Annotated in this window: 5 protein-coding genes and 1 pseudogene; 3 read left to right on the top strand and 3 right to left on the bottom strand. The window is 45.2% G+C overall.

Going from position 1 to position 7220, the window contains the following annotated elements; translation table 11 throughout:
* The 3 genes and pseudogenes from F6K20_RS17485 to F6K20_RS17475 form a co-directional block, all read right to left on the bottom strand.
* Positions 1–315 (bottom strand): annotated as a pseudogene (locus tag F6K20_RS17485) (DUF58 domain-containing protein); the annotation flags it as partial.
* A 16-nt stretch (positions 316–331) separates the two neighbouring features.
* Positions 332–1159 (bottom strand): Uma2 family endonuclease, encoded by an 828-nt coding sequence (locus tag F6K20_RS17480; RefSeq protein WP_008182476.1) that lies wholly within the window; start codon positions 1157–1159, stop codon positions 332–334.
* A 101-nt stretch (positions 1160–1260) separates the two neighbouring features.
* A complete protein-coding gene (locus F6K20_RS17475; RefSeq protein ID WP_008182474.1) occupies positions 1261–2652 on the bottom strand; it encodes a Mur ligase family protein in 1392 nt (463 codons plus the stop codon).
* A gap of 205 nt (positions 2653–2857) precedes the next feature.
* On the opposite strand from F6K20_RS17475, the gene F6K20_RS17470 reads away from it, so the two are divergent.
* The 3 genes from F6K20_RS17470 to F6K20_RS17460 all read left to right on the top strand — a co-directional run.
* On the top strand, positions 2858–4153 hold the full coding sequence (locus F6K20_RS17470; protein ID WP_008182472.1) for a molybdopterin molybdotransferase MoeA: 1296 nt from the start codon (positions 2858–2860) through the stop codon (positions 4151–4153).
* Between the two features lie 382 nt (positions 4154–4535).
* Positions 4536–6257 carry a GTPase HflX gene (gene hflX / locus F6K20_RS17465; RefSeq protein ID WP_044492662.1) on the top strand — a complete coding sequence of 574 codons (1722 nt, stop codon included), beginning with the start codon at positions 4536–4538 and terminating at the stop codon, positions 6255–6257.
* 380 nt (positions 6258–6637) lie between these two features.
* Positions 6638–7220, top strand: a 583-nt coding sequence (locus F6K20_RS17460) for an HD-GYP domain-containing protein (protein ID WP_287295444.1), incomplete at its 3' end; no start/stop codon positions are given.

Below are 7220 nucleotides of genomic sequence, written 5' to 3'. Positions count from 1 at the left end.
CTGAATTTGTAATAGGCTTTGAGGTCCGAGGGTGGGGTTTTCGATTTCTAGTTCAATGGTTAACTGGTCTCCCACACTGACCGGTGAGATCGGACGTCGGCGTACTGATAGATGGTTAAGCGATCGCACTGGCAAGATAACGGCAATTACCAGTAGGGCAAAAATAATCGCACTGATCACATAGAGCCATCCTGCCATTGTATTGGTGGCAGCGCCAAAGAAACAGATGGCAATACCTGCTAAAAGCAAACCTCCATAGGCGGGATTAACCCAGTTGGTTTCTAACCATTCGGTGGTTTGTTTAATAATGCTCATGACTTTTTACAGTTATTCAACCCTCAACTTGTTCTCGTACCTGTTCTACACTCAAGCTAAGGGCTTCTGCCACCTGTTCCACTGTTAGTCCCATCTTCAGGAAACGGGGCACAGCCTCGAAGATTGCCTGTTCAGCTTTTTGAGCTCGTGCATGTTCCACTTCAGCCCGCTCATTACCAATCAGCAATAGATTACCTTGGTTATCCCACCACCTTAACCAGAGTTGGTTTTGATTTTGATAGGTTTCCTGCCACAATCCCAATTCGATTCCTAATGGTTCAATGGGATAATGACCTCGCTCGTTGGGCTTCATTTTGTGATAGAAACCTTTAAGGAATTCATAGACCTCCAAGTTACCGGTTTTGATTTCATAGATGCCGTAATAGGCAATGCGTATAATCTGCTCATAAACCCAAAATTTGCCTGGTTTAGTGACTTTTCCTTGCTCACTTCGGGATAGAGGAGTTTGGTCTCGTTCTTCTTCCCCGTTCCCACTGGCAAATTCAAGAGCAATTAAAGGAGCGATATATTCTCGCCATATAACGTAGGAACGGCGAATTTCACCATCTAACTTAGGCGGAACGTTGGGAACATAAAACCAGTCAGGAGCTTCTGCTCCTTTTTCGGGTGGGTCAGTTTCTCGCCAATAGATACCACAGTCTTGTCCAATGGCATAGTGTCCATCGGGATGAATTTGCTGTAAAACTGGTCCAATGGAATCTGTAAGTAAGATGCTTTGGGGATGTTTATGAAAATTTTTGGCAAAACTTCCATCTGATTCTGGTAGTTGGGTGTGATCTGGGAAAGGAGGAGGTAAAACAACCGGGTCAATACTTTGAGTCATGGTTTCTTCATCGGCTCCTACTGGGGGTATAGATTTATTTTGGCAGAATTTTTAATGAGTCAGGACTTAATAAACTTTCCAATTATCTCCCTTAAAAATACCTACAAAATTTTGCGCCCAGTCAAAAGTCCCCGCACTTCCAACATGGCAGAATAAGTAGGCAAAATATGAAGGGTTTCATGATCTGGAGTTTGTTCCAAAGCGGTAGCGATCGCTTCTGCTAAATCTTCTTTAATAATCAATTCGCAATTAGTCTGGTCTTGATTCTGGTCTTGATTCTGGTCTTGATTCTGGTCTTGACTCTGGTCTTGATTCTGGCTGTATTCTAGACGGAGTGCCATATCATAAACGCGATCGCCACTGACTACCACAGTTCCCCCTGAGTTCACTAATTTTTCTGTATCCACATCCCAAATCCAAGACACATCTGTGCCATCAGGGGTTCGGTCATTGAGTACCACTAGCTTAGTGGATGCTCCACCTTGTTTTTGCAAGTCATTAACAGCTCGAATCGTTTCATTCATCCCTACTGGATTTTTGGATAACAGAATCCGAACCTGCTTCCCATCCACAACTAATTCTTCTGCTCGTCCAAAGGCAGCGCGGAAGGTTTTAATACTGTTGTAGATGGTATCCCGGTCAATTCCCATCTCTATGGCTAGTAATCCCGCTGCCAATGTATTGTATTTGTTATAGATACCAATTAATATTTGTGGCCACTGGCTACTATTGACTGCGAGTTGAGGTTTACTAAAGCCACATTGAGGACAGTGATAGTCTCCTAGATGGGACAGATAAACACCCTCATAGTCCAGGGGATGTCCACAACTGGGGCAGTAAATTGAGTCAACCGCATGGGGAATTTCATCAAGATAGAGATCTGGCTCACTTAACCCAAAGAAAAAGACTCTCTGGGGTAACTGTTGACCTAGGTAAGACAGGGTAGGGTCATCCCCGTTTAAAACCACAACGGTTTCCTGAGGTAACGGAGCGATCGCATTTTGCCAGCGACGGCTAATCGTATCCACTTCCCCATAACGATCGAGCTGGTCACGAAACAGGTTTAAGCCCAAAATGAACTTAGGCTGACAATCAAGCAATACCAAGGGCAGCACATTTTCATCCACTTCCAAAAGGGCGTAATCAGCATCCAACTGACCAATGCCATTGGTATGAACTAGGAGTGCTGTCACTAAGCCATTAATCAAATTTGCCCCAGTGCCATTGTGAGCCACTCGCCAACCTTGGCTCTCAAGGATAGTGCACAGGAGTAAAGAGGTGGTAGTTTTACCGTTAGTACCAACAATTAGAATGACACCTTGTCTGACCTGAGCTAATAGTAACGGCAGGACTTGAGGCTGGAGACGACGGGCAATTGCTCCAGGCAGAACACTTGCTGCCCCTAGGTTTAATAACCGAACCAGAGCGGTGACGGTTTTGGCAATGCCTACGGATAACCCTAATCGTAATCTATCGATAATTGATCTAGTCACGGGATGAAAGCTAAAAGTTGTTCGTGGATGAAAGAGTCGGAACAGAAGATGAACGAATCAGAATCGAAATTTCCGATGAAAGCTAAAACCTACCATTGATTAAGAGGATAATTAGGGAAGATTTCACGCCCACCACAGCGCAAGTCCTTCACTTTGTCCTTCATACAATAGTGCTACATCGTTCATCTTTGATACTTAATAGGCAATGCTACCAGTTCAAGAAGCAGAGTCAATCATTCTCAATTTGGTTCAACCCTTTGACCCACGGCTGGAAACACAGGTGGTAGAGCTATCCGCTGCTACTAATAGAATTCTGGCAGCAACAGTGACCAGTAACTTAGATTTTCCGCACTGGGATAATTCAGCCATGGATGGGTATGCCGTGCGTTATAGCGATGTCCAATCCTGCAATCGCGAACAACCAGTAGTTTTAACTATTGTCGAAGAAATCCCTGCTGGATATCAACCCCAATGTGAAGTCAAACCGGGACAAGCGTCACGGATTTTTACTGGAGGTTGTATGCCAAAAGGAGCTGATACGGTGGTGATGCAAGAAAACACCAAGCTCCAGGACAATCAGGTGATGATTTTGGAGGCTCCCCAACCCCAAGCCTTTGTCCGTCATCGGGCATCTTTTTACCAAGCCCAAACCAGTCTTATGAAACCAGGAATTAGGCTTGGTGCTCCAGAAATTGCCGTCTTAGCTGCAGCTCAGTGTAACCAACTGACAGTGTATCGGCGTCCTCGGGTGGCAATTTTTTCCACTGGCAACGAGCTAGTAACCCCTGACCAACCCCTAAAACCTGGTCAAATTGTGGATTCTAATCAGTATGCCTTGGGTACCTTTGTCTCCCTCTTGGGGGGAGTACCCATACCTATGGGGATTGTGCGCGATCAGCCAGACGATCTAAAAAATGCGATCGCAAACGCTATATCCGAAGCAGATATGGTTCTATCTACTGGCGGTGTATCAGTGGGGGATTATGACTATGTAGACAAAATCTTAGCCCAGCTCGGAGCAGAGATTCACATCCACTCCGTTGCGGTTAAACCCGGTAAACCCCTAACTGTTGCTACTTTTACCTCCCCCTTGCCTAATTCCCCAGAAGACAGTGACCTTTCTAGTACTCCCTCGTGTTTAAAACGTCCAGTACTGTACTTTGGTCTACCTGGGAATCCCGTTTCAGCACTAGTCAGTTGTTGGCGGTTTGTTAAACCAGCACTGTTAAAACTATCTGGTTTACCGGAGGAAGTCTCCAAACCAGTTTTTGTCAAAGCGATCGCATGTAATGACTTACATGCCGGTGGAGGCCGGGAAACTTATCTGTGGGGACAACTGTGTTTAGATGCAGCTGGTAACCACGAATTTCATCTGGCCAGCGGTAGTCATAGTTCTGGTAATTTGATTAATCTTGCTTATACCAATGGTCTAGCGGTGGTGCCAATCGGTAAAACCTTGATTCGGGCTGGTGAATCGGTATTAGTTTTACAGGTAGGCTAGGGCACAATAATATCAAATCCGGTTGAATAACCTACTTCCTGGTGAGGGGAGCTTCGGGTGCAGGGGAGCTTCGGGTGCAGGGGAAGAAAGATAATGTTCTGGATATCGTAAATGTGGGCAATTATCCCGATTTGATCTAAAAGGTAAAAGCCATGCAAGCAAGGAGCTTTGATTTATCACCAGAAACCGGGTTTTAAGGGTCTTGGTGGGTAATTGATGTTGCCTAACGCTTTGTTGTCACCCCTTGCTCGCCACACCCGGTTAACCGGTCACCCACCCCATAACCCTATACCATGGCAAAAGCCGGATTTTTGGTTTCACTGGGTAAGTCTTAAAATAGATAAAGTAGTCTTGGAAACCAGGTTACTGGTCAGTAGCGCCTATCGATACTATCTACGGTAATCTTCAAGGTCTTAAGCCTAGCCAGCTCAAGCAACTAAAACGGCTGTATCACCAACGCTTACCCAGCGATAACTTGACTACGCCGGAGTTTGCTCAACGTGTTGCAGCCATTAGCACAGACATTCAACAGCCCCTATGCACCTACATCAATCGCCGGGGACAAGTGATTCGTGTGGCTGTAGGTACCCCTACTCAGACCAAAATTCCTCCCCTGGAATTGCCCCGTTACGGTGCTGAACGATTGTGCGGGATTCGCTGTATCGCCACTCAGCTCAAATCAGAAATCCCCAGAGAATCTACCCTCACGGCTATGGCAATTCAGCGATTGGATGCATTGGTGGTACTTACGATTACTGGCTCAGGTATGATAAGGCGGGGTGGTGGAGCAACAGGTTATATCAAAGAAACCTATCTCGCACATTTACTCCCTCCTAGTAACTCAGAAGGAAACAATCAGGTAGACTCTCAACTCCTAAATTGGAGTGTATCATCACCCATGAGTCTGGATATTCTGACCAAGCAGGATTTCCAGGAATTGGTCGAAGAGCTAGAAGCTGAGTTTCGAAGGCAATTTGTGGCTCAGCAAGTCGATGTTGACCAAGATAGGGTGCTGATTATAGGATTAATGACTGAAAAAATCAGCCCAGAGCGATTTGAAGATGGCTTAGCAGAAATTGGGCGGTTGGTGGAAACCGCTGGTGGAGAAGTATTAGGGGTAATCCAGCAAAAGCGATCGCATCCCCATCCCCAAACAGTAGTTGGTAGCGGTAAGGTAGAGGAAATTGCCCTGACTACCCAAACTCTAGCCGCTAATCTGGTAGTATTTGACCGCGACCTATCACCAGCACAAGCTCGCAACCTAGAATCCCAAATTGGTGTTCGGGTTGTAGACCGTACTGAAGTGATTCTCGATATTTTCGCCCAACGAGCTCAATCCCGTGCTGGTAAATTGCAGGTGGAACTGGCACAACTAGAATATATGTTGCCTCGCCTTACTGGTCGGGGTCAGGCGATGTCCCGGTTAGGGGGTGGTATTGGTACTCGTGGTCCGGGTGAAACCAAACTGGAAACCGAACGCCGCTCCATTCAGCGTCGAATTACCCGACTTCAACAAGAAGTAAACCAATTACAGGCTCATCGGTCAAGGTTAAGGCAGCGGCGTCAGCAACAGGACGTTCCGACAGTGGCGGTCGTTGGTTATACAAATGCCGGCAAATCTACCCTGTTGAATACCCTAACCAATGCTGAGGTTTATACCGCTGACCAGTTATTTGCTACCCTTGATCCCACTACCCGACGCTTACCTATTATTGACTCAGTAACGGGTAAATCTAGCGCTATGCTATTGATCGATACAGTAGGGTTTATTCACGAGTTACCCCCACCCTTAGTAGATTCATTTCGGGCTACCCTCGAAGAAGTAACAGAAGCAGATGCTTTGCTGCATTTAGTGGATTTATCCCATTCAGCTTGGGCTAGTCATATTCGTTCTGTAATGGGCATTCTGAGGGATATGCCTATTACACCAGGACCGATTTTAGTAGTTTTTAATAAAATCGACCAAGTAGATAGTGATACCCTAGCGTTAGCGAAAGAAGAATTTCCTCAAGGAGTTTTTATTTCTGCTAGTAAACGTCTTGGACTAGAGACATTGCGTCAGAAACTAGTTGAGTTAGTTCACTATGCGATCGCAACTCAATAAACTGACTCAGGGTCATGAAAAACTAACCAAAATCGGGATTTAGCTACTTTTAAATAAGTAGTATTATTGCAGTTTTATTTCTTGCTATAGCAGTCCTATATGATTCGTGAAATATATTGGCCAAAGTGTTCGCGATAGCGTCGGCCTCGCCGAATCGCTAAAACCCTTGCCCAGCAATAATCCCAGATTTTGCTGATTTTACAAATGATTTAGGATTGCTATAGGAGTGGATTTTACTAACGTCTCTAACTACTTCTAAAAGAGTACCACTATGGGACAAAGACTTAATCAAATGGATTAGCTTCATAAAAAATTCACATCTGTAAGCTAATAGATAGGGATAATTTAATTGTTAAAACCAAAACCAACTTCAAAGTTTGATGCTTCGTTCTGGGGACGCCGATATCCTAAATTTCCTTGAACAAATCCAGTTGGCTCGCAACGTACCCATTGGCTTAAGGTGCTATCGTCTGCGAACTATGTGTATGCATTTTGGGCGCTGGTTAAACTTAGAGCCAGAAGCAATGCGTCAGCTGGTTTTTTTGTGCTATTGCCACGGTTTAGGGAAAATTAGCATTCCCGATCAGATCCTGTTCAAAACAGGACCGCTGACAGAAAAGGAGTGGACAAAAGTTAAGGAGTATCCTGAAGTTTCAGAACTGATTTGTAACCAGCATCCGCTCTTGAAGGAGTTTGCATTCTTAGTGCGTACCCACCAAGAGAGGCTGAATGGCACTGGTTATCCGGATGGGTTGCGTGGTGAAAAAATTCCTTACATTGTTCAGGTCTTTCAGCTGGTGAATGCGGCAGATGCTATCATCAGCAAGCGGCTATATCGTAACCGTAGTGACCCCCCAGGCATTCGCCCCTACTGGAAACAGGCTGTAGCAGAAATTACTAAAGAAATAAAAGTTGGTGCAAGAGATCCAGAACTCTGTGAAAAGTTTTTTCGTTTTCTTGAAC

This window comes from Moorena sp. SIO2C4, from assembly GCF_010672485.1.
Lineage (GTDB): Bacteria > Cyanobacteriota > Cyanobacteriia > Cyanobacteriales > Coleofasciculaceae > Moorena > Moorena producens.
This window is presented reverse-complemented; position numbering and strand designations above follow the sequence as displayed.